Raw genomic sequence first — 21,183 nt, forward strand, 5'->3', positions numbered from 1 at the left:
TAAAATTTTAGATTATACAAGGTGCAAAAGCTTTTTAGCATTCACTACAAAATAAAAAGCAATACATCATTTTCATGACATATTGCTCTGTTTTTTATGCGTTGCACTGACCTTTCTGGATGTTCATAAGATGTCCGCTGAAATTGCCGGTGATTATGGTTTTTTCATATTTTGCGGCTTCAATGATCTTTTCCACATCTATTCCTGTTTCATATCCCATGTCGTTCAGCATGTACACAAGGTCCTCGGTAGCCGTGTTTCCGGAAGCACCCGGTGCGAACGGGCATCCGCCCAGTCCTCCCAGTGTTGACTGAACTTTTGTAATACCTGATTCTATTGCAGCCAGAGTGTTCACCATTCCCATGTTTCTTGTGTCGTGAATGTGTACCTGGAATTCTATTTCAGGAAATTCCTTTTTGGCTGCAGAAACTATTTCTCTCACCTGTCTTGGATTTGCCACCCCGATCGTGTCTGCCAGCGACATTTCCTTTACTCCCATGTTAGCAATTCGGTCTATGAATTTCACGACCGTATCGGTTGAATACTTTCCTTCAAATGGACATCCGAATGTGGTTGCCACATCAACACATACGTTCATATCTGTGTAGTTGTCCATTATGCTTTTCAGTTCCGCTAAGGACTCATCATGGGTTCTGTTGATATTGGCCTTGTTGTGGCTTACGCTCAGGGACACCACGTAGGAAACTTTCCTGAGTCCCAGCTCGTATGCTGCCTTTGCTCCGTAAAGATTCGGAACCAGCGCAAAGAAATCAAAGTCCGGATACTTCTTTAAAAGCTCCTGTGTAATTTCTTTGGCATCCTTCAGCTGAGGAATTGCCTTCGGGCTCACAAATGACGTATGCTGTATGTGTTTAACGCCTGCCCCTATTAAATCGTCAATTACCTTTATTTTTTGTTCAACTGGTATATATTCCTTGAGATTTTGAAACCCGTCTCTTGGTCCAACTTCCACTATGTTTATTTTTTCCATTTCACTACCCCTTTTATTTAGAATATACCCTTTTCAAGATATTCCCTTATTGTCTCTTCGCTTAATCCTGCGAAGTTTCCATAAACTTCTGAATTGTGCTGTCCTAAAGTAGGTGCCGGCATTCTTATTCCTGCCTTCTTATCGCTGAACTTTATGTGGTCCCCGGTCAGCGTGGTCTTTCCTGCCACAGGGTGTTCAACCTCCACAAACATTTCCCTTGCACCTGCAATGTGAGGATCCTTTACGACCCTGTCAATGGTGTTGATTGGTGATGAAGGAATTCCCACTTCCAGAAGCCTTTCAACAATTGTATCTACTTCCAGAGTTACTGTCCACGCTTCAATGATAGGTTTTAATTCAGCATGATTTTTAACTCTTAAAGCATTAATTGCAAATCTTTCATCTTCAAGAAGCTCAGGCTGATTCATTACGCCTACCAGCAGCTTCCACAACTTGTCGTTGCCGCAGGCGATGATAACGTCGCCGTCTTTTGCCTTAAATGAATCATAAGGATATGTGGATTCGTATCTGTTGCCTATTCTTTCCGGAATTCTTCCTGTTGCAAGATAAATTTGAGTTATTATTTCCAGTGAAGACACAACCGAATCTACCAGTGACACATCTACCTTTTGTCCTTCGCCTGTTTTTATCTTGTTCACTACTGCAGCCAGCACTCCTATGGTGCATCCGAGGCCGCCCAGAACGTCTCCCATTGCGGTTCCGGTTCTTGTCGGTGCTCCGTCCGGCCAGCCTGTTGTGCTCATGAGACCGCCCATGGCCTGTCCGATTATATCATAACCTGCTCTCTGGCTGTAAGGTCCGTAGTGACCGAAACCAGAAACACATCCATAAACGATTCCGGGGTTAATCTTTTTCAAATCTTCGTAACCCAGGCCTAATTTTTCCATTGTTCCCGGACGATAGTTTTCTATTACAACATCAGCCTTTTTAACCATCTCTATGAAGACCGCCTTGCCTTCGGCAGTTTTAAGGTTAAGCGTAACTCCGAACTTGTTCCTGTTCAAATTCATGTAATATGCGCTCTCGCCGTTTATGAAAGGTCCGAATGCTCTGCTGTCATCACCTTTCTTTGGCTGTTCTATCTTGTATACAGTAGCTCCCATGTCTGCCAGAAGCATTCCGCTATACGGTCCTGCCAGGACCCTTGTAAGGTCCAGCACTACTATGCCATCTAATAATCCTTTGCTCATTCTATTTTCACTCCTATTATATTTTTAACCGTCGTTTCAGATAGCATGCTTATCTGAAATATTTATCCGTTTGTAATTGTATTTGCAAATTTAATGCCACATATTCCAAAATGATTTCAAATCAATGATTAATTCAGCTGTTTTATTGATATTCTAAGCAAAAATTTATTTTTACTCCATATGCAAGATGAATTTTACGTTTCATTTTGTTTCCTTTTATTTCGTATTGTATCATTTTGCTGTTCATCATGTTCTAATAATAATTCTTATTTAAGCATTTAAGTCATATGAGGCGCTTACGTTTCCTACGTTTCAGCGCCTCAAATTTTTAACATATTGAAACAATGTCTACATTATTCCCTTTTCCACATATTCATTTATTGTTTCTTTGCTCAATCCCACAAGACTTTCATACACTTGATTGTTGTGCTGTCCCAGCGTTGGAGCCGGAGTCCTGATTTCAGCCTTTTTGTCGCTGAACTTGATGTGGTCCCCTGTCAGCGTTGTTTTTCCTGCCACCGGATGTTCAACCTCCACGAACATTTCCCTTGCACCTGCAATATGAGGGTCTTTCACCACTCTGTCAATGGTGTTTATAGGACATGAGGGCACTCCTACAGCCAACAGTTTTTCTACAACATCGTCCACGTTTTGGCCGGCTGTCCATGCTTCCACAATTGGTTTTAGCTGCTCATTGTTCTTAACCCTTGCGGCATTTGTTGCAAATCTTTCGTCCTGGAGCAGCTCCGGCTGATTCATTACATCAACCAGCAGCTTCCAGAGCTTATCGTTGCCGCAGCCTATGATTACATCACCGTCTTTTGACTTAAATGAATCGTAGGGATATGCCGACTCGTATCTGTTTCCAATCCTTTCAGGAATCCTGCCTGTTGCCAGATAAATCTGCGTGATGATTTCCAGTGATGATACAACAGAGTCAACCAATGATACATCAACCTTCTGTCCTTCGCCTGTTTTGATTTTGTTTACCACAGCTGCCAAAATACCAATTGTGCAGCCAAGGCCGCCAAGCACATCTCCCATGGCAGTGCCCGTTCTTGTGGGGGCGCCGTTTGGCCAGCCTGTTGTGCTCATGAGACCGCCCATGGCCTGTCCGATTATGTCGTATCCAGCCCTTTGGCTGTAAGGTCCGTAATGACCGAAGCCTGAAACGCATCCGTAAACGATGCCGGGATTTATCTTTTTAAGTTCTTCATATCCCAAGCCCAGCTTTTCCATTGTGCCCGGTCTGTAGTTTTCAATAACTACATCTGCTTTTTTTACCATTTCTATAAAAACTGCTTTTCCTTCAGGTGTTTTCAAATTCAATGTTACACCAAGTTTATTCCTGTTAAGGTTCATATAGTACGCGCTCTCACCGTTGATAAACGGACCGAAAGCCCTGCTGTCGTCGCCTTTTTTCGGCTGTTCTATTTTATAAACGGTAGCGCCCATGTCTGCCAGAAGCATTCCGCAGTAAGGACCGGCTAAAACCCTGGTCAGGTCCAGCACTACTATTCCATCCAGTATTCCTTTATTCATTTTACTGCTCCTAAAAAAGATACAAAGTGTTTGATTAATTTTTATTCTAGATATACAATATTTGCTAACAATGTTTTAAAATTTAGAGTAGATAAATCGGTTAAAATTTATCTACTCCTTTTCTTTATGTATTAAGCTCCTATTCCGAACAATCCGAATACTACTAGGTACATAAGTATCGGGAATACTATCAGGCATATGATTTTCAATCCCAAACCAGCTTTCATAAGGTCAGAAATTTCAAATGCACCAGTGCTGTAAGCTATGGCATTTGGAGGGGTTGCAGGAGGAAGCATGAACGCGAAGTTAGAAGCAACCATACATACGAGCATCAGCTGCAGCGGATCCATTCCAATGGCATTTGCAATACCCGGAAGCACTGGCAGGAATGATGCAACAACAACTGCATTTGTTGTAACTTCTGTAATCATGGCTGTAACTATACCAATAACCATGATGATCATTATCGGCGACATTCCGCCCAAACCTCCTATTGATGAAGCTATCCACTGAGCAACACCGGAATCCTTGAATGCATTGCCCATTACCATTGAGCCTCCGAGCAGCAGCATTGTTCCCCAAGGTGCATCTGCAAGAGCTTCTTTACCGCTTAAAACATACTCGCCCTTTTTGTAGTCAACAGGTATCATAACCAGCGCCATTGCAATTGCCATTGCAATAGTTTCATCAGTTGCAAAAGGTACGAAGCCCTTCCACAATCCGCTTGTAACCCATGCCAATACAGCCACAGCGAATACTACGGCTGTTATTTTTTCGCCCTTGTTCATCATTCCCAAAGAATCATATTCTTTTCTTATAACATCAACGTTAATTTCATCAAGCTTGTCAACCTTATAGAATTTAACCATCCATAACCAAGCCAGCGGAATCATTACTATTACGAAAGGAAGTCCTATCTTCATCCATTCAACAAATCCCAGCTGAACCCCAATTGTTTCTGCTATTATACCAGTTCCTGTAGGAGTTGTTGTAGTTCCTATCAACGTTCCTAATCCGCCCAATGTTGCAGCAAACGGTATTGACAAAACCATCGCTTTTTTGAAGCCGCCGGATATGGTCTTATCCATTGTTGCTATTATTGACATAGCAACAGGAAGCATCATGGCCGTTGCAGTTGTATTTGACATCCACATCGATACGAATGCAGTTGCAAGTATAAATCCAAGAACTATCATTGCAGGTTTCTTTCCAACCTTCATTACTATTCCAAGCGCCATTCTTCTGTGCAGGCCCCATTTAACCATAGCTGTTGCAAGGAAGCCAACACCCAGAACCAGATACACGGTTTGATAAGCATAGTGTTTGAACAATTGAATGTCATTTTGTCCCTTAGCACCTGTTATTCCTAAAATCGGAAACAGCAGTATTGGCAACAGCGCCGTTACTGGAATTGATATTGCTTCAGTCATCCAGAATACAATCATTAAGGATGAAACAGCCAATACTCTTTGTCCTACAACAGATAATCCTGCAGGTGTCGGCATAATAATTAATATTGCGCAAAGCAGCACACCCACAATAAAGCCAATTTTTCTAACCTTGAATTCTCCCATTCGATCCTCCGATAATTTGTTTTAAAATTTTACTGCGATTAATTATTTTTAATTGCACATCTATAATTAGCATTAACCGTGCCAACTTTTTACTGGAAAATGTTATCTTTCAAAATCTGTTGGAATTTCAGTGCAATTGTTATATAAAAAAAATAAGAAGTGCTGATTTTTTTAAGTCAGTACTTCAATTTTTACAAAATTTTATTCATCTTCAGCGCAATTTGTTTCACATTGTTCCATAAAGCTTCTTTTTGTCACTAGACCTTGAAACTTCGAAACATGCTATACATTTATATTGTGCTGTTTCATTTTTCTCCACAAAGTTGTCCTGCTTATTCCAAGCTCTTTAGCAGCTTTTTGAATTGACAAATCATTATTTTTAAGGGCATTGGCTATTTTATCGGCTTCCCACTTGTTTAAATCATTGCCCTTGGCAATAGCGGTTTGTTTAACCCCGACTTCCTCTGTATTATTTTTTCCGGTACCGTTAATGTCATAATCCTTGTTGATGAAGTTACTGGCCAGCTGTTCAAAATCATAGGAATTGCCGTGATATTTCATCAGTACGCAGATTCTTTCAACAAAGTTTTGAAGTTCTCTGATATTTCCAAACCATTTATAGGTCCTGACCCTGTTCATTATGTTGTCAAAGGTGCTCATATATTCCGTTTTCTCATTTCCCATATACCTGTCAAAGAAAAATCTGCCAAGCATAAATATGTCATTGTCTCTTTCCCTCAATGGAGGTACAGTAAGGTTCAGCACCCCGATTCTGTAGAACAGATCCTCCCTGAATGTCTTAGACTTTATTTCTTCTAACAAATTCCTGTTTGTGGCTGTAATAACCCTGACATCCACAGGAGTCTTCACAACAGAACCAACCTTTCTTATTTCTTTTTCCTGAAGCACGCGAAGGAGCTGCGCCTGGATTTCAATTGGTATTTCTCCTATTTCGTCGAGAAAAATCGTTCCCTTGTGGGCAAGTTCAAACAGTCCTATTTTACCTCCCTTGATTGCTCCGGTAAAAGCTCCCTCCACGTATCCGAACAATTCCGATTCCAAAAGGTTTGAAGACAGCGAAGCACAGTTTATTGCCACAAAAGGCCCTCCCTTTCTGGAACTGGAATTGTGAATGCTTTGAGCAAAAAGCTCCTTGCCTGTCCCTGTTTCTCCCTGAATTAAAATGGTGGAATCAGATGCTGCATAGCTTTTGGCTATGGATATTGCTTTTTTTATCTCAACAGATTCTCCCTTTATGTCGTCGAAGTTGTACCTGGTCACAAGGCCTTTTTCATGAAGGCTTCTTCTAATGCGGTTCTCATTTTCCTGTATGACCTTTACGTCCTGAAATGTTGCCACAACTCCTTGAATTTTGTCATCAACCACTATGGGTATCCTGTTTGTGGAAACCAGCGTGCCGTTTAAGTCCATAAGCTGGTTAAGCTGCTTCTCCCTGCTGCTTAAAACGTCAAACAGGCTGGAGTTGTGTATAATCTTTTTTATGTTCTTGCCGATTGCATAGCCCGGGCTTATTTTGACAATTTGCTCGGCAACAGGGTTTATGACATCCACCTTGCCTGTTTCATCAACGGCTATGATTGCGTCATGGGTGAAGTTCAGCACCGCCTTGTACCTTTCAAGCTGTATTTTCAGCTCATTTTGCTTCTTGGCTTCTTCCTTTTGAACATGAAGTATTTCCTTTGCCGTATCAATGGCATTGTTTATTGAAACTTCCGAATTTTCGATGGTGATGTGCTTCAGGTTGTAAATTTCCGAATATTTCTGGGTCATGACGCCGCCGATTCCAAGAACTGCTCCGTCTGCCAGAGCCTGCTGCACAATTCTCTCGCAGTCAGAGTCATTCTTGAACGTGTAGTATCTTGCCTTAATGCTGAGCATGCTGCACAAGCTTCTCACATCATCTGTCATTTCATCATAGGAGAAAAATGCAATTATCCCCTTTTCATATTTTGCTATTTCAATGGATTCAATATAGTCCGACAGAATCTGGTTGATGGCCACTACAGATACGTTTAATCCTGCATTCCTGATTGCAGCTGCAGTTCCCTTCCTGCTTATAATGACGCTGGCCCCCTGTTCAATGAGGTTTCTGGCAATCCTTAAAGCGTCGTTAAGCGCATCTTCCTTGGCGATGGGAACAAACACGTCAATATCCTCACAGCGCTGTTCAATAATTTTTCTTGTTTTCTGAGCCAGTTGAATTGTGGGAGCTATGAGAGAAATTTCAGTTACCTTCTTGTTAAGTTTGTTGATGGCTTGTTCTATCTGTATCAATTGAATATCCTTCCTTCATACAATGATAAAATTAGTTAATCCATAATAACACAATTCAAGATAAAAATCTTCAAAATTTTATAATTTAAAAAGTCCGATTAAATTCGGACTCACATTTTTCTTACGAACATGTTGTCGCTTTCCAAAAGGGACTCTATGGTATCATACCCTAGCCTTTTTAAAAGCTCCATCACATAGGGATTGTCAACAGGCGTTCTGTAGCTGGCTTCGTCTCCGTAATCATTTACGTAATCAGTCCCCTGTTCCTTATCCAGAATCCGCTTGGGTCCGCCTACGCAGCCGCCAACGCACCCCATTCCTTCAAGGAAATTTGCGGTTATGTTGCCGTCCTTGATTTCATTCAGAAGCTCCTTGCACTTGGCTATGCCGTTTGCCTGCTTTGACTTCAAAGGAATGCTCCTGTTGGGACGAAGATAATCCAGCGTGCTTTGTATTGCTTCGCTGACGCCGCCTGTTCTTGCGTAAATCCTTCCGGCCTTTGAGGAATGGTCCCTTAAGTCTTCTTCCATTTTTTCAGGTTCTATGCCGGCCAGTCTGAATATGTCTGCAACCTCTTGAAAAGTCAGCACAAAGTCAACTGCATCATCTATGTCCTTTTCCCTGGCTTCAGCCTTTTTCGCTACGCAGGGTCCGATGAATACTGTCTTCACGTCTGGATGCAGCTTTTTTATTCCTCTGCCGCAGGCTACCATGGGAGAAACTGACGGAGGTATGTGCGGAACCAGGTCGTTGTATATTTTCTTGATCATTGCAATCCACATGGGACAGCAGCAGCTCGTCAGTAGGAAATCCTCATCAGTCTTTATGGATAGGTCGAATTCAAGAGATTCCTTCAGCGTCAGTATGTCGGCAAATACGGCAACTTCAATCATTCCGGCAAATCCTATCTGCTTGAAAGCGCTCCTTAATTTTCCAGGCGTCACCTGCGGACCGTACTGGCTCGTGAACGCCGGTGCAATCATGGCATACACAGGTGCGTTGCTGTTGAGCATTTCAAACAAAGGCAGCAGGTCTTTCCTGTCGGTAAGATTGTTTTTGATGCAGTTTTCTATGCACCTTGAACATCCAACACAGCTGTCTCCCACCTGCACGTTTCCTTGTTCATCCCTTGTCATTGCGTTGAAATCACATTCTTGATCACATTTTTGCCTTTCCGCATCACTGCAGCAGCAGTTTCCCAAACGTATTACTGTGGGATGCTTATCCGGATTCAGAAGGCAGTCCAGGTGGTGTGGGTCGAAATTGGTAAGTTTATCTATTTCTTCGTGGATTTTTTTGTTTATGGCAGCATTTAAAAGATGTTCGTAAAGGGAGTTAAATGATTCCATATATACCTCCGTGTTTTTGCTGTTCTTATTATGTTCAAACATCTTTTAAAAATTACAATAACGGAAAATTTAACGCTGTAAGCAGGCAAAATTTAAGATTATCATTGAATGTAATACCTTAAAGGTCATTGTTATACAATAACATCTGTATCATCATTTTTTTCTAGAATGTTTTCATTGTTTTTTATGTTAACAATAATTCCATTAGGCATACATACAATAGTTTCATATGTCTTTTTTATCCACCCCGTTTTTGAACATATACCTTCAGGGCATATATCTCTATCCATTTCTAACATTCTTACCGCTCCGTCCTTAACTTCTATATAGCCGGTGTTTTTTCCAAACTCAAAGCTGTAAATGTTTTTAGCATCTTCAGTTATAGTAAATTTTTCTACCAAGTTTCCATGTGCTACGATTTCGACAGTTTTAGTTCCTTCTTTAGCTTTATTAGATGTTTTATTGGACATCGCCATCACCAGCCATGTCAGACTTATCACAATAAGCGAAAAAACTAACATTTTGTCCCATAATGTCATTTTACTTAACATACAATATCCTTCCTAAAGACAATTTGCCACACACCTTGCCATTCATTGTAAGTTCTATTCAATATATATTTTTTTGTCCACTCTTCCGTGAACGATTGACTCATTAATAATTTTTTGTATTACTTCTTTTGAAAAATTTTCATTTTCATAAGTAATCTTAATCGATTTTTTATCAAGATTTACATTTAATTCTTTTATGCCTTCTATGAGGCTGAGAGCTTTAACCACGTTGGTTAAGCACCTGTTGCAAAGCATATTGCTCTGTTTCAATTTAACCGTATGAATAGTATGCATTTTAACCCCCCCTGTACCAACACACTTATCTGGTGATGCTTAAATAATAGCAAATAACCATCCGCGTAAAACACTTACGTATTTTTGGCTTCGCACCCTTGACAACAAGGACGTCCGACAGTACTCCTAGTTTTTGTACAAAAGAAAAGCAAACTTTCCCGATTGCAAAATGGCCTCAATAGTTAAGTATCAAAGCCATTTTACAATTATATAACGTTATAATTCTTCAATTCCTACCACTTCATAACCTGCTTCGTCTACTGCTTCCTTGAATTTTGCATCATCTACAGGGTGTGCCAATTCAACAAAAGCATTCTTATTGCCTAAATCAACATCTACAGTTTTTACTCCGCAAATTTCTCCCAAGGCTTCTTTAACATGATTCACACAATGCTGACAGCTCATTCCTTCAATCAATATATTCTTTCTCATAGTATACTCCTTTAAATTTATAATTTTAAAAATTAATTTTAATTATCTGACTGGCTTGAATCTTTTTAATCTCAAAGCATTAGCCAATACTGACACTGAACTTAAACTCATGGCAGCTGCAGCAAACATTGGATTTAACAATGGTCCTCCAAATACATATAATACTCCCATTGCAACAGGTATGCCTAATGTATTGTATGCAAATGCCCAGAACAGATTTTGCTTTATATTTTTAATTGTGCTCTTGCTTAACTGTATAGCAGTCGGCACATCCATCAGGTCACTTCTCATAAGAACTATGTCTGCTGATTCCATTGCAACGTCTGTACCTGAACCTATTGCTATCCCAATATCTGCCTGAGCCAAGGCAGGCGCATCGTTTATGCCGTCTCCAACCATTGCCACTTTTTTACCTTCAGACTGAAGCTTTTTAACTTCATTAGCTTTATCCTGGGGTAATACTTCAGCTAATGTTCTGTCTATGCCTACTTGTCTGGCTATTGCCTCAGCAGTCCTTCTGTTGTCACCGGTAATCATAGCAACTTCAATTCCCATGTGATGTAACTTTTCTATGGCTCTTTTGCTGTTTTCTTTCACTGTATCAGCTACAGCTATTATCCCGGCAATTTTACCATCAATAGCTACATACATTGGTGTTTTTCCTTCTTCAGCCAGCTTATTTGACGTTGATTCCAAATTTTCCAATGATATGCTGCGTTCAACCATGAGCTTTCTGTTTCCTGCCAATATTTCCTTGCCGTCAATTTTAACTTCTATTCCATGACCTGGTATTGCAGTGAATGATTCCAGGTTTTTAAGCTCCAATCCCTTTTCTTCTGCACCTTTTACTATTGCCTCGCCCAATGGATGCTCGGAGCCTTTTTCAGCCGATGCTGTTAATTGCAGCAAATCATTTTCCGTTATACCATTTGTTGTTACTACATCTGTCACTTTCGGTTTTCCTTCGGTTATTGTACCTGTTTTATCAAATACGATTGTTTTGATCTTATGAGTTGTTTCAAGTGCAACACCGCTCTTTATCAATACTCCGTTTTCAGCTCCTTTGCCTGTTCCTACCATTATGGCAGTAGGTGTTGCCAGTCCCAATGCACATGGGCACGCTATTACAAGTATTGATATGAATATTGTTAAAGCAAATACGGTTGATTCACCTCCAAAGAAATACCACGACAATGCTGAAATTATTGAAAGGACAATTACAACGGGTACGAAATATCCTGAAATTACGTCAGCCAGCTTTGCAATGGGAGCCTTTGAACCTTGAGCGTCTTCGACCAATTTTATTATTTGAGCAAGTGCTGTGTCTTTTCCAACCTTTGTTGCCTTATATTTTATTGATCCATTTTTATTGATACTTGCTCCAATTATATTATCTCCCACATTTTTTTCAACAGGGATGCTTTCACCGGTAAGCATTGATTCATCCACTGATGTGGTTCCTTCAACAACTTCACCGTCAACAGGCATTTTTTCTCCTGGCTTAACAACAATAACATCGCCGACTTCAACATCTTCAATTGAAATTTCAACTTCTTTGCCATCTCTTAATATTATTGCCGTTTTAGGTGCAAGCCCCATTAATTTCTTTATTGCTTCAGATGTTTTTCCTTTAGTTACAGATTCTAAGTATTTCCCCAGCGTAATGAGTGTTAATATTACACCGCCTGCTTCAAAGTATAATTCATTGGCATATTCACCATCACCGCCGTAAATTTGCACAATGGCATAAATACCATATATGAATGCAGCAGCTGTTCCTATTGCTATAAGTGAATCCATATTAGGACTTCCCTTGAACAACGATTTAAAACCTACCGTAAAATATCTGTATCCTACAATCATAGACGGGATAACAAGAATCAACTGCACAATTGCGAAGTTCCAAGGATTCATCATCGGATCTATAATTTCAGGAAGCATTATACCTAAAGCTTTACCAAACATATGACCCATAGCCATATACAAAAGCGGAGCAGTGAAAATTGCAGATATAACAAATCTGTTCCATAATGATTTTATTTCTTTTTCTTTTCTTTCCTTATCGGCATCTACTGACGTTTCTTCTTCAACAGCCTTATATCCGGCTTTTTCTATAGCAGCTTTTATTTCTGAAACCTTTACTAAGGTCGGTTCATAACTTAAAGTCAGCTTTTCTGTAGCAAAGTTTACATTTGCTTCCGTAACACCATTTAGCTTCCTGGTTGCCTTTTCCACATTTTTAGCGCAGGAGGCACATGTCATCCCTTCAATTTTCAAGGTCTTGCTTACGGACTCAGACAATAATCTATACCCTGCTTTTTCGACAGCTGCCTGTATGTCTTTAACGGTAACCATAGTTTCATCAAATTCAATACTCAATTTTTCTGTTGCGAAATTTACATTTGCTTCTGTAACACCCTGCAATTTCTTAGCAGTTTTCTCAACTGTCTTTGCGCAGGACGCACAGGTCATTCCTTGAACCTTAAGGCTTTTTTCCATTCTCTGCACCTCATTTCTTAATTGTATTCATAGAAGCTTGTGTATTTGTGTTTTTTGTCTTGTTTAGATCACAGCAATCAAGCCTGCCGTTTCCAAAGCTCTTTTCATTTTCCTTAGCCAATCTGTCCAGCCAGTCTTTAATTAGATTAAACATTTATACCACTCCTCTTTTATTTTTGTATTATTTTCTCCAAAACAACGATTATTTCATTAATTTTTTCATCACCCTTATCTTCTTTAATAGCTTCCTTTACACAATGATGAATATGTTGTTTTAAAATCAAAATATTGGATTTTTTTAAAAGCGATTGTGCTGCAAATATTTGATTAGATATATCAACACAATATCTGTCCTCTTCCAACATCTTAATTATGCCTTCTATTTGTCCCTTAACTGTCTTTAAAGACGTTACAGCATTCTCTTTATCTTTTTTCAATATAATTTCTCCTTTCATCCATTTATTATTTGACTAATTGTGTGATATATAGATAATACACTATACCCCAGGGGGGTATCTTACTTGCATGGTAACAAAAAATTGTGGGGAAATTATGAAGATTAAAATTTTTTCAAATAAAATAAGAATCATAATTTATAAAGTTGAGGCTCTATGTAAATTATGAGTGCTGACTGTAAATTGCCGGAAAAGTATCTAATTGACATAAATGCAATAAGCTTACGAACCTTTTAATCCATACTTATAACATTATATATAAAATTGAGATGCGAATATAAGCTGTAATATGGTCAGCTGAAGCAAAGCAGAAATGCAGCAAATTATAATTACAATTTCATTTGAATTCGGACATGTTTTTTCTGTATCTGGCAGGAACAAACTGAAACTGAAGATTTATGTTCTTTCTCTCCTTAATTGCCAAATCTGTGAAATACTGTTTCCAAAGCTTTTGAATTGTTTTCTCATCATCCGAATATTCCACGTCCCCTATTATTATGTTCTCCTTTATTTCCCAGAAGCCGTCAGCGTACACAACCGCCTTTTCCCTTTTCCAGTCGTGAATGATGAACCTTTCAAATTTGTACCTGTCTGCAAAATGATCCGCTAGCAAAATCAGTATGTCGTTATCCGGAGAAAAGCGCGAGTACAGTATTCCCCCCACCTCGGAAAAACGAAGAATTCCCAAAAACCTGTGTTCTTCTCTTGAAACCTTGATGTACGCCTTGTTCACAGGCAGCACCTTTTCGTGGGTAAAAAAGTTCATTGTATCCCGTCCGTACCTAAAGGCAAAAATAAGAAAATCAAGAATCATGTTTTCTTTTTCGCTTATATTTGAAAGAAAGCAGTAATATGCGTTTATGTATGCTTCTCTGGATATTTTTCCGTTGATGGCATCAGAAACTATGCCTGCCTTCTGAACATCTGTTTCAACTGTTCTGCATGAGTTCACCAAAGACTGCTGGTAGCTTTTCGCGCAGTAAATCCCTGATGCTTTTTCCACCTTGTAGTGATAAAAAACACATGTGAGAAACCCTTCAAACGTTCCGTCATATAAATAATCCATGGTATCTCCTATATGAGCTCAAAAATGCTCATCTGCTGCTGAACTTCCTTGGCCCTTATTTCCTCCCTGATGGCGTCAGGCTCAAAACTTGCGCTTCCATAATACCTGCCGTTGACCGTTATGAAGTATCTTGCCCTCTTGAGAACAGTCTTCATCCTCTTCAATGAATCATAGGAAAGATCTGCATTCTTCCTTTCCCTGACAATCCTTTGGGCGCTGGTTACTCCAAGCCCCGGTACCCTTAACAGCTCCTCATAGGGAGCCTTGTTGATTTCAACAGGAAACCTTCCAAGGTTTCGAAGAGCATACATCAGCTTGGGATCAAACTCCAGATCCAGGTTATGCTCAACCTCCGTAAAAAGCTCCTGAGAGTTGAAACAGTAAAAGCGCATGAGCCAGTCAGCCTGATACAGCCTGTGCTCCCGAAGAAGAGGCGGCATGGTGCTGACTGCAGGAAGATTCGGAGAGGACATGACAGGAATGTAGGCTGAAAAAAACACTCTCTTCATGCTGAAACGGTCGTAAAGATTCTGGGACATGTCAAGAATCGTCCTGTCGCTGTCCGGAGTGGCCCCTATGATCATCTGGGTAGACTGTCCTCCCGGCACGAAACGCTGCGCATTTACAGAATGTCTCTTGTCCTCCAGGTACCTGGACATCTCATTTTTTATGAGGTTCATAGGTTCCAGAATCTTTTCCATTTTTTTCTGAGGCGCTAAAATTTTGAGGCTGTCCCTGGTTGGAAGCTCAATATTAACGCTCATCCTGTCCGCCAGCGCGCCTGTCTTTTCTACCAGCAGAGGACTTGCCCCTGGAATGACCTTCACATGAACGTAACCCCAGAAATTGTACTTGTACCTTAAAAGATACACCACCTTGTATATGTTCTCCATGGTGTGGTCCGGACTTTTCTCCACTGCTGAACTCAGGAAAAGTCCTTCAATGTAATTTCTCCTGTAAAATTGTATGGTCAGCTCTGCAACCTCCTCCGGAGTAAAGGTTGCCCTTTTGATCGGATTTGTCACACGGTTTTGACAATAGCTGCAGTCATAGATGCAGTCATTGGTAAGAAGTATTTTCAAAAGTGAAATGCACCTGCCGTCCGATGACCATGCGTGACAGATTCCTGCCGCTGATGCATTTCCTATGCCTCCGACGGTGTTGTTTTTTCGCTCCACGCCGCTTGACACACAGGATACATCGTACTTTGCAGCATCCGATAGTATTTTTAGTTTTTCAAACAAACTGTCGTCCATAACCGAATCCTTTTTTTCTTTTATGATACCACAGAAGCAAGGTTTTGTCAAACATATGTTCGATTAAAAAGACAGAAACAACAAGCTTCTGTCTTTATTTTCACTGTGCCGGGAGGCTCACCCTTATGGGTTCATCAAGCATATTTTTCACTGACAGGTCTCTCTTAAGAATCACAATCCCGCTGTTTGGGTACTCAACCGTAATGGATGTCTGCATAGTATCTCCTGCGGTGCTGCTTCCTTCTGACCATAGACCGTAGACATTTCCTTCGGAGTCCGTATATTCATGATTGAACATGCCAAATGTATCTCCTTTAAGCGTCCTGCTCTCAAAAACAAGACTGACGCTGCCGCCGTTTTTTTCAGCTTTTACAAGCTTTATGCCTTCAACCTCCGGCGTCATTTTCATTTTGTCAAGGTCCACGCTCAAAAATTCTTCTTCCTTATCAATGAGCCTTATTCCTTTGATGACAAGCTGCTGCTCCTTGGGCTTTTCAAAGTAATCAGATTGGATGTAAACTTTCATCCAGGTGTTTGATTCATCATGGGTGGCGCTTATGCCGTCTTTCCCCCGGAATCTTTCCACTCCGTTCTCTTCCAGAGCAAGCTCCAGACCCTTGACCCATGCAGCATTATCTTTTGAAAATTCAAACAGTACTTCCGTACCTGTGGGATAGACATTCATCTCTTTAAGAATTATTTTTTGACCCAAAATCATATGTTCCTGGTTGAACACATAGTTGACCGGCTTTGCAAATTCATTAAATTTTATAGAAAATGAGAAGTTCCCCACGCTTTGCACCTCAGGCATATCGATGGTATCAGAACTGATGTTTTCATCTTTTTCGCCTTCCTCATTGTCGTATGTTTCTTTTTTTAGTGAAACATTGATATTTACCGACTGAGGAAGTGATCCTTCCGAAAAATGATAATTCTGAAGTATGATTGTACCGTCTTTTCTGATTCCCTCAGCCGATATGTTGGAACTGGAATATCCAAAGCCTTCAATCTTTTCTCCTGTAGAGCCGTCAGTCATGTCTATGAGACTTATTCCTGCCCACTGGTTTTCTGAAAGGCTGAAATTATCAGGAAGCTGAAAAAACAGCACCAGATTTTTTTCATCGGCAATCACATAGGGAAGAAGCAGCTTTTCCTGTCCGTCAATGGATATGAGGCCTGTTTTCTGAATATAGTCATTTTCTATGGTGCTTGCAAGGCTCCTGTCAAATTTCACATACTCCGCAATCCTTCCCAACAAAGGAATTTCAGCCACAATGCCTGCAAATGCAACGCTTGTGTTTATTAGCACTATGAACATTAATGCTGCAGCTGTTGAAAAAAAGGCTGCAGTTGTTTTCTTCCTTCTTTTTTCTCTTCTGATTCTTTCTTCAAGCCTCTGTTCGACGGATTCCAAACCCAGAGGATAATCAAAGGATTTATTTATCAGTTCATCTATTTCATTATTGTTTGACATTTTACTCTCCTTTCTGATCAACAAGCTCAAGCCTCAGAAGCCCCAGAGCCTTTCTCGTCCTGGTTGAACAGGTGCCTTCGGGAATGTTGAGTATGCTTGCGGTTTCTGCTATGGTGTATCCGCCGAAGTATCGAAGCACTATTACTTTTTTCAAATCCTCCTCAAGCTCTTGCAGTGCCATTTTCAATGGGAGCTTAAACTCGCTTTCAACCACCACCTCTTCGGGAAGCACATCTGTTGCTGTTTCCCGGCTGCATTTTCGGATTATTTTATAGCACTCGTTTATGAGTATTCTCGTAAGCCATGTCTTAAGATACTGTGGTTCCCTCAGTTCCTTCAGATGCTTGTATCCCAGATAAACAGCCTCGTCAACGGCATCCAGGGACTTTGATTCGTCTCCCAGGTACCCGTAGGCTATGCGGTACATGGAAGTCTTGTATTCGGTTATGAATGAGACGTATTCTTTTTTGTCTATGACTTTTCCAAACATAAAATTCTCCTCTCTGCCTGTTAGAGAAAGTTGGCGGGCTTTTTCATTTCGTATTTTATATTTTTTTCATTTTATTATACAACAGTTTCTGTAACAGATGCGGATTATTATATAAAGATGATAGCAAGAGAATTTTCACTTTCCCATATAGAAAAAACAGGCTTTCGCCTGCAATACTTTTATCTGTTTACTTTTCCTGCTTTTTTATTCTGAGAAACTTTCTGGCCACCTTCAGGGCAGGCCTCAAAAGCGGTCCTTCCATTTCGCGGCTTACGTTTTTAAGTTCTTTTCTTATTTCTATGTTTTGCGGGCAATGCTTCTCACACTTGCCGCACTCTTTGCACTGTGATGCAAATGCAGTCTGAGCAGATAAAGCCCCAAGGTTTTGAATGTACTGCCAGCGGGTTTTCCTGTCGTTTAACAGGTATCTGTCGTTGTAGCTTGAAAAGCATCCCGGTATGTTCACTCCGTAGGGACACGGCAGGCAGTAGCCGCATGCTGTGCATGGAACCTTTGTTTTGCTGTTCATTATCCCCTTTACTTCTTCAAAAATGTCGAGTTCTTTTTCCGTCAGCGAGTCTTCCCTTGCACTTCCGGCAATTTTTATGTTTTCTTCCACTTGTGCCTCGTCGCTCATTCCTGAAAGCACCACGTTGATTTCCTTGTGGTTCCACAGCCACCTCAGGCCCCATTCAGCAGGAGACCTGTCCGGATGGTATTTCTTGAACGCGCTGAGCACTTCCTTCGGAAGGCTGTTCACAAGCCTGCCTCCCCTCAGAGGCTCCATGATTATCACGGGAATGCCCAGGGAAGAAGCCAGCATCAGACCTGAACTGGTTGCCTGCCTGTTTTCATCCAGATAGTTGTACTGTATCTGGCAGAAATCCCATGGATATGCTTTGATAATATCCTCAAAATCAGTCTTGCCTCCGTGAAAGGAAAATCCTATGTTCTTTATGCTGTCTTTCCTTTTAAGCTCTTCAACATAGTCCATTACGCCCAGAGATTTCATTTTTTCAAACATGGCCAGGTCAGTGAGCATGTGCATGAGGTAGTAGTCAATAATATCCGTTCTAAGCCTGGCGAACTGGGTGTCCATGATTTTTTTTGCCCCTTCCAGGCTGTTCACCAGGTATGTGGGAAGCTTGGTGGCTATTTTCACCTTCTCCCTGTATCCGTCCGCCAGAGCTTTGCCCAGCAGCGATTCGCTCTTTCCGCCGTGGTATATGTATGCAGTGTCCAGATAGTTAACTCCCTGATCTATGGCATTTCTTATGAGTGCGATGGCCCTTGGCTCATCGATCATTCCTCCCCTGGATGGCAGACGCATGCAGCCAAAACCCAGTATGGACAGTTCATCGCCGTTTTTCTGATTAACCTTCTTAATCATTTTCTTCCTCTCTGTCACTTGAATTTGAACATAAAGCTTGTTCCCATACCTGGCTCGCTTTCAGCATCCATTTCAACGTTGTGCCTGTTGGCTATCTGCTGTGCAATGGTAAGTCCCAAGCCTGTTCCTGTCTTATTTTCTTCTGATTTTATCCTGTAGTAGCGGTTGAATATGTACGGCATATCTTCCTTGGATATACCTATTCCATGGTCTTTTACCGTTACAATATTGTTGTTTAATGAAATGTATATTATGCTGTTTTCCTTTGAAAATTTTATTGCATTGTCAATTACTATCATAAACATCTGCCTGAGTCTGCCGTAGTCACCCTTTATAATCATAATGTCCAAATCCTTAGCGTAGTCGATGATTATGTTCTTCTTCCTGGCCATGTTGGAAGCACTTCTGACTGCGTCGTTTATGACGTCGCAAAGGTTTATTTCATGCATGTCGATTTTAAAGTCCGCGTTCTGAAGCCTGGAGAGTTCCAGAAGGTCATTTACCAGCCTTTCAAGGCTCTTGCTTTCACTGAGCATCTGCTTGTTGTATTCCTTTACCTGCTCCGGCTCCTTCACGATGCCGTCGCAAATTGCTTCCAGCGATCCTCTTATGACGGTGACCGGAGTCCGGAGCTCATGCGAAATGTTAGTGATGAAATCCTGCCTCTGCTTTTGCAGCGTTTCGCTTTCATGACTTGCCCTGTCAAGCCTTTCGCTCAATACATCTATTGTTGATGCCAGCTCCCCGATTTCGTCGTCCTGGATTATACCGGTCTTTGCGGTATAATCACCTTCTGCAAGCAACAGGGCGGTGTTCTTCATCTTCTTCAAAGGTCTGGTAAACGACATTGCCAGGAATACCGAAACAACGGTTGAAAGGACAAGCGCCATGAATATGCTCACCACCAGCATCTTAAAACCGCTGAAAATGGCAGTGTTCATTCCTTCCACCGGCGAATGTATGAGAAGAGCTCCGATTATTTCACTGCCCGACACAATCGGCGTCCCCACCGTCAGCGTCGATGACCTGAGAAGGTCGCTGAACCCTTCGCTGAACGTAGTGCTGCCCCGGAACACTTCCTTCACAACAATGTCAGCATCCTCCGGAAGGTCTGAATAGGAGTAATGCATCTGCGACATAGGCCCCACTGTCAGAAGATTCAGATTTTCATCCACAATCCACACATCAGCCATGGCTATGTCATCCACATTTCTTAGATATGAACCAAGGCTTCCCTGCATCATGCCTCCCATTCCCATGCCCATTCCGCCATACGAAGGGGCGCTGCCCATGAGCTCAGAAATGGTCCTTGCTATGGTCACAGCCCTGTTTTCAATGTCCTTCTTATGAATTTCTATGGTGTAGTTCTTAAACAGGCTCATGAAAATTCCGCCGATGACCACAGAAAATATGAGGAGAGATGCTGAGAAATAAGCTATGAGTTTTCTTGCAATCTTATTTTTCATCTGACTTCACCTCAAATTTGTATCCCACGCCCCAGATGGTCTTAATGTCCCAGTTTTCATGGTCGAACTCATCAAGTTTGGATCTTAGCCGTTTTATGTGAGAATCCACTGTTCTGTTGTCACCGTAGTAATCATATCCCCAAAGGCTGTTCAGCAGATTGTCCCTTGTGAACACCTTGTTCTTGTTTGATACCAGTGTCCACAATATTTCAATTTCTTTTTTTGTAAGCGAAACATTTTTGTTGTCTATGGTCACGATGTAATCGTTCATATTGATTTTAAGGTTGTCAAAGGAAAACACCTGATTTGTTTTTTTGTCGTCAGTCATAATCCTTCTCATTATTGCCCTGACCCTGGCCATAACTTCAGCAGGCGAAAACGGCTTCACTATGTAATCATCAGCGCCAATGTCAAGGCCCATGATTCTTTCGAAATCCTCGCCCCTGGCGGTAATCATTATTATAGGAACGTTTGACTGCCTTCTGATTTCCCGGCATACTTCAAATCCATCCATTTCCGGCATCATGACGTCAAGCAGTATAATGTCAGGATTGTGCTTTTCAAAATTTCTCAGGGCTTCCCTGCCGTTGTAAGCTGTCTTTACATCGTAGCCTTCATTTTTTGCATAGCCTTCCAGTATTGAAGTAATCTGCCTGTTGTCGTCAGCAATGAGCATAACTGCCATAACATCACCTCTTTTCTTTTAAGTGTTATACTTAAGTGTATGGCCAAACAGCTTCTTACAGCTTTGGCCTTTCTTTCATCTGTATACCTATTATACCATATATATAAATTAATGTGTGGCAAAAATATGTTTTCTTCAGATGAAAAATCCATAGATTTTCTAT

At 41.0% G+C, this 21,183-nt stretch carries 19 protein-coding genes; all 19 read right to left on the reverse strand.

What is annotated here, in order from left to right; all coding sequences use genetic code 11:
- Positions 1-94: 94 nt before the first annotated feature.
- The gene (locus AAGU76_RS05930) at positions 95-991 is read right to left on the reverse strand and encodes a hydroxymethylglutaryl-CoA lyase (protein WP_342484521.1); all 897 of its coding nucleotides are present in this window, start codon (positions 989-991) and stop codon (positions 95-97) included.
- Between the two features lie 17 nt (positions 992-1,008).
- Complete coding sequence (locus AAGU76_RS05935) at positions 1,009-2,202, reverse strand: CoA transferase (RefSeq protein ID WP_342484522.1); 1,194 nt, start codon at positions 2,200-2,202, stop codon at positions 1,009-1,011.
- Between the two features lie 348 nt (positions 2,203-2,550).
- Complete coding sequence (locus AAGU76_RS05940) at positions 2,551-3,744, reverse strand: CoA transferase (protein ID WP_342484523.1); 1,194 nt, start codon at positions 3,742-3,744, stop codon at positions 2,551-2,553.
- A gap of 131 nt (positions 3,745-3,875) precedes the next feature.
- Positions 3,876-5,318 carry a DASS family sodium-coupled anion symporter gene (locus tag AAGU76_RS05945; RefSeq protein WP_342484524.1) on the reverse strand — a complete coding sequence of 481 codons (1,443 nt, stop codon included), beginning with the start codon at positions 5,316-5,318 and terminating at the stop codon, positions 3,876-3,878.
- Positions 5,319-5,600: 282 nt separating this feature from the next.
- Positions 5,601-7,613, reverse strand: a complete 2,013-nt coding sequence (locus tag AAGU76_RS05950; protein ID WP_342484525.1) for a sigma 54-interacting transcriptional regulator — start codon at positions 7,611-7,613, stop codon at positions 5,601-5,603.
- A gap of 110 nt (positions 7,614-7,723) precedes the next feature.
- Complete coding sequence (locus AAGU76_RS05955; RefSeq protein ID WP_342484526.1) at positions 7,724-8,962, reverse strand: [Fe-Fe] hydrogenase large subunit C-terminal domain-containing protein; 1,239 nt, start codon at positions 8,960-8,962, stop codon at positions 7,724-7,726.
- A 131-nt stretch (positions 8,963-9,093) separates the two neighbouring features.
- A complete protein-coding gene (locus AAGU76_RS05960; RefSeq protein WP_342484527.1) occupies positions 9,094-9,513 on the reverse strand; it encodes a NusG domain II-containing protein in 420 nt (139 codons plus the stop codon).
- A 54-nt stretch (positions 9,514-9,567) separates the two neighbouring features.
- On the reverse strand, positions 9,568-9,807 hold the full coding sequence (locus AAGU76_RS05965) for a heavy-metal-associated domain-containing protein (RefSeq protein WP_342484528.1): 240 nt from the start codon (positions 9,805-9,807) through the stop codon (positions 9,568-9,570).
- A 216-nt stretch (positions 9,808-10,023) separates the two neighbouring features.
- On the reverse strand, positions 10,024-10,239 hold the full coding sequence (locus AAGU76_RS05970; protein ID WP_342484529.1) for a heavy-metal-associated domain-containing protein: 216 nt from the start codon (positions 10,237-10,239) through the stop codon (positions 10,024-10,026).
- A 42-nt stretch (positions 10,240-10,281) separates the two neighbouring features.
- The gene (locus AAGU76_RS05975; protein WP_342484530.1) at positions 10,282-12,738 is read right to left on the reverse strand and encodes a heavy metal translocating P-type ATPase; all 2,457 of its coding nucleotides are present in this window, start codon (positions 12,736-12,738) and stop codon (positions 10,282-10,284) included.
- A gap of 10 nt (positions 12,739-12,748) precedes the next feature.
- Positions 12,749-12,892 carry an LDCC motif putative metal-binding protein gene (locus AAGU76_RS05980; protein ID WP_342484531.1) on the reverse strand — a complete coding sequence of 48 codons (144 nt, stop codon included), beginning with the start codon at positions 12,890-12,892 and terminating at the stop codon, positions 12,749-12,751.
- Positions 12,893-12,908: 16 nt separating this feature from the next.
- Complete coding sequence (locus tag AAGU76_RS05985; RefSeq protein WP_342484532.1) at positions 12,909-13,175, reverse strand: metal-sensing transcriptional repressor; 267 nt, start codon at positions 13,173-13,175, stop codon at positions 12,909-12,911.
- A 355-nt stretch (positions 13,176-13,530) separates the two neighbouring features.
- Positions 13,531-14,259, reverse strand: a complete 729-nt coding sequence (locus AAGU76_RS05990) for a TIGR03915 family putative DNA repair protein (RefSeq protein WP_342484533.1) — start codon at positions 14,257-14,259, stop codon at positions 13,531-13,533.
- 8 nt (positions 14,260-14,267) lie between these two features.
- Positions 14,268-15,515: a putative DNA modification/repair radical SAM protein gene (locus AAGU76_RS05995; RefSeq protein WP_342484534.1), complete on the reverse strand. Its 1,248-nt coding sequence runs from the start codon at positions 15,513-15,515 to the stop codon at positions 14,268-14,270.
- Positions 15,516-15,615: 100 nt separating this feature from the next.
- Positions 15,616-16,989, reverse strand: a complete 1,374-nt coding sequence (locus AAGU76_RS06000; protein ID WP_342484535.1) for a DUF4179 domain-containing protein — start codon at positions 16,987-16,989, stop codon at positions 15,616-15,618.
- A 1-nt stretch (position 16,990) separates the two neighbouring features.
- Positions 16,991-17,479 (reverse strand): sigma-70 family RNA polymerase sigma factor, encoded by a 489-nt coding sequence (locus AAGU76_RS06005; RefSeq protein ID WP_342484536.1) that lies wholly within the window; start codon positions 17,477-17,479, stop codon positions 16,991-16,993.
- A gap of 187 nt (positions 17,480-17,666) precedes the next feature.
- A complete protein-coding gene (locus AAGU76_RS06010) occupies positions 17,667-18,869 on the reverse strand; it encodes an aldo/keto reductase (protein ID WP_342484537.1) in 1,203 nt (400 codons plus the stop codon).
- A 14-nt stretch (positions 18,870-18,883) separates the two neighbouring features.
- Entirely contained in the window at positions 18,884-20,335 is a 1,452-nt protein-coding gene (locus AAGU76_RS06015; protein WP_342484538.1) for a HAMP domain-containing sensor histidine kinase, read from the reverse strand.
- The gene (locus AAGU76_RS06020) at positions 20,325-21,020 is read right to left on the reverse strand and encodes a response regulator transcription factor (RefSeq protein WP_342484539.1); all 696 of its coding nucleotides are present in this window, start codon (positions 21,018-21,020) and stop codon (positions 20,325-20,327) included. The genes AAGU76_RS06015 and AAGU76_RS06020 overlap by 11 nt, the downstream gene beginning before the upstream one ends.
- Positions 21,021-21,183 lie beyond the last annotated feature (163 nt).

Source organism: Sedimentibacter sp., assembly GCF_038562225.1.
Taxonomy (GTDB): domain Bacteria; phylum Bacillota; class Clostridia; order Tissierellales; family Sedimentibacteraceae; genus Sedimentibacter.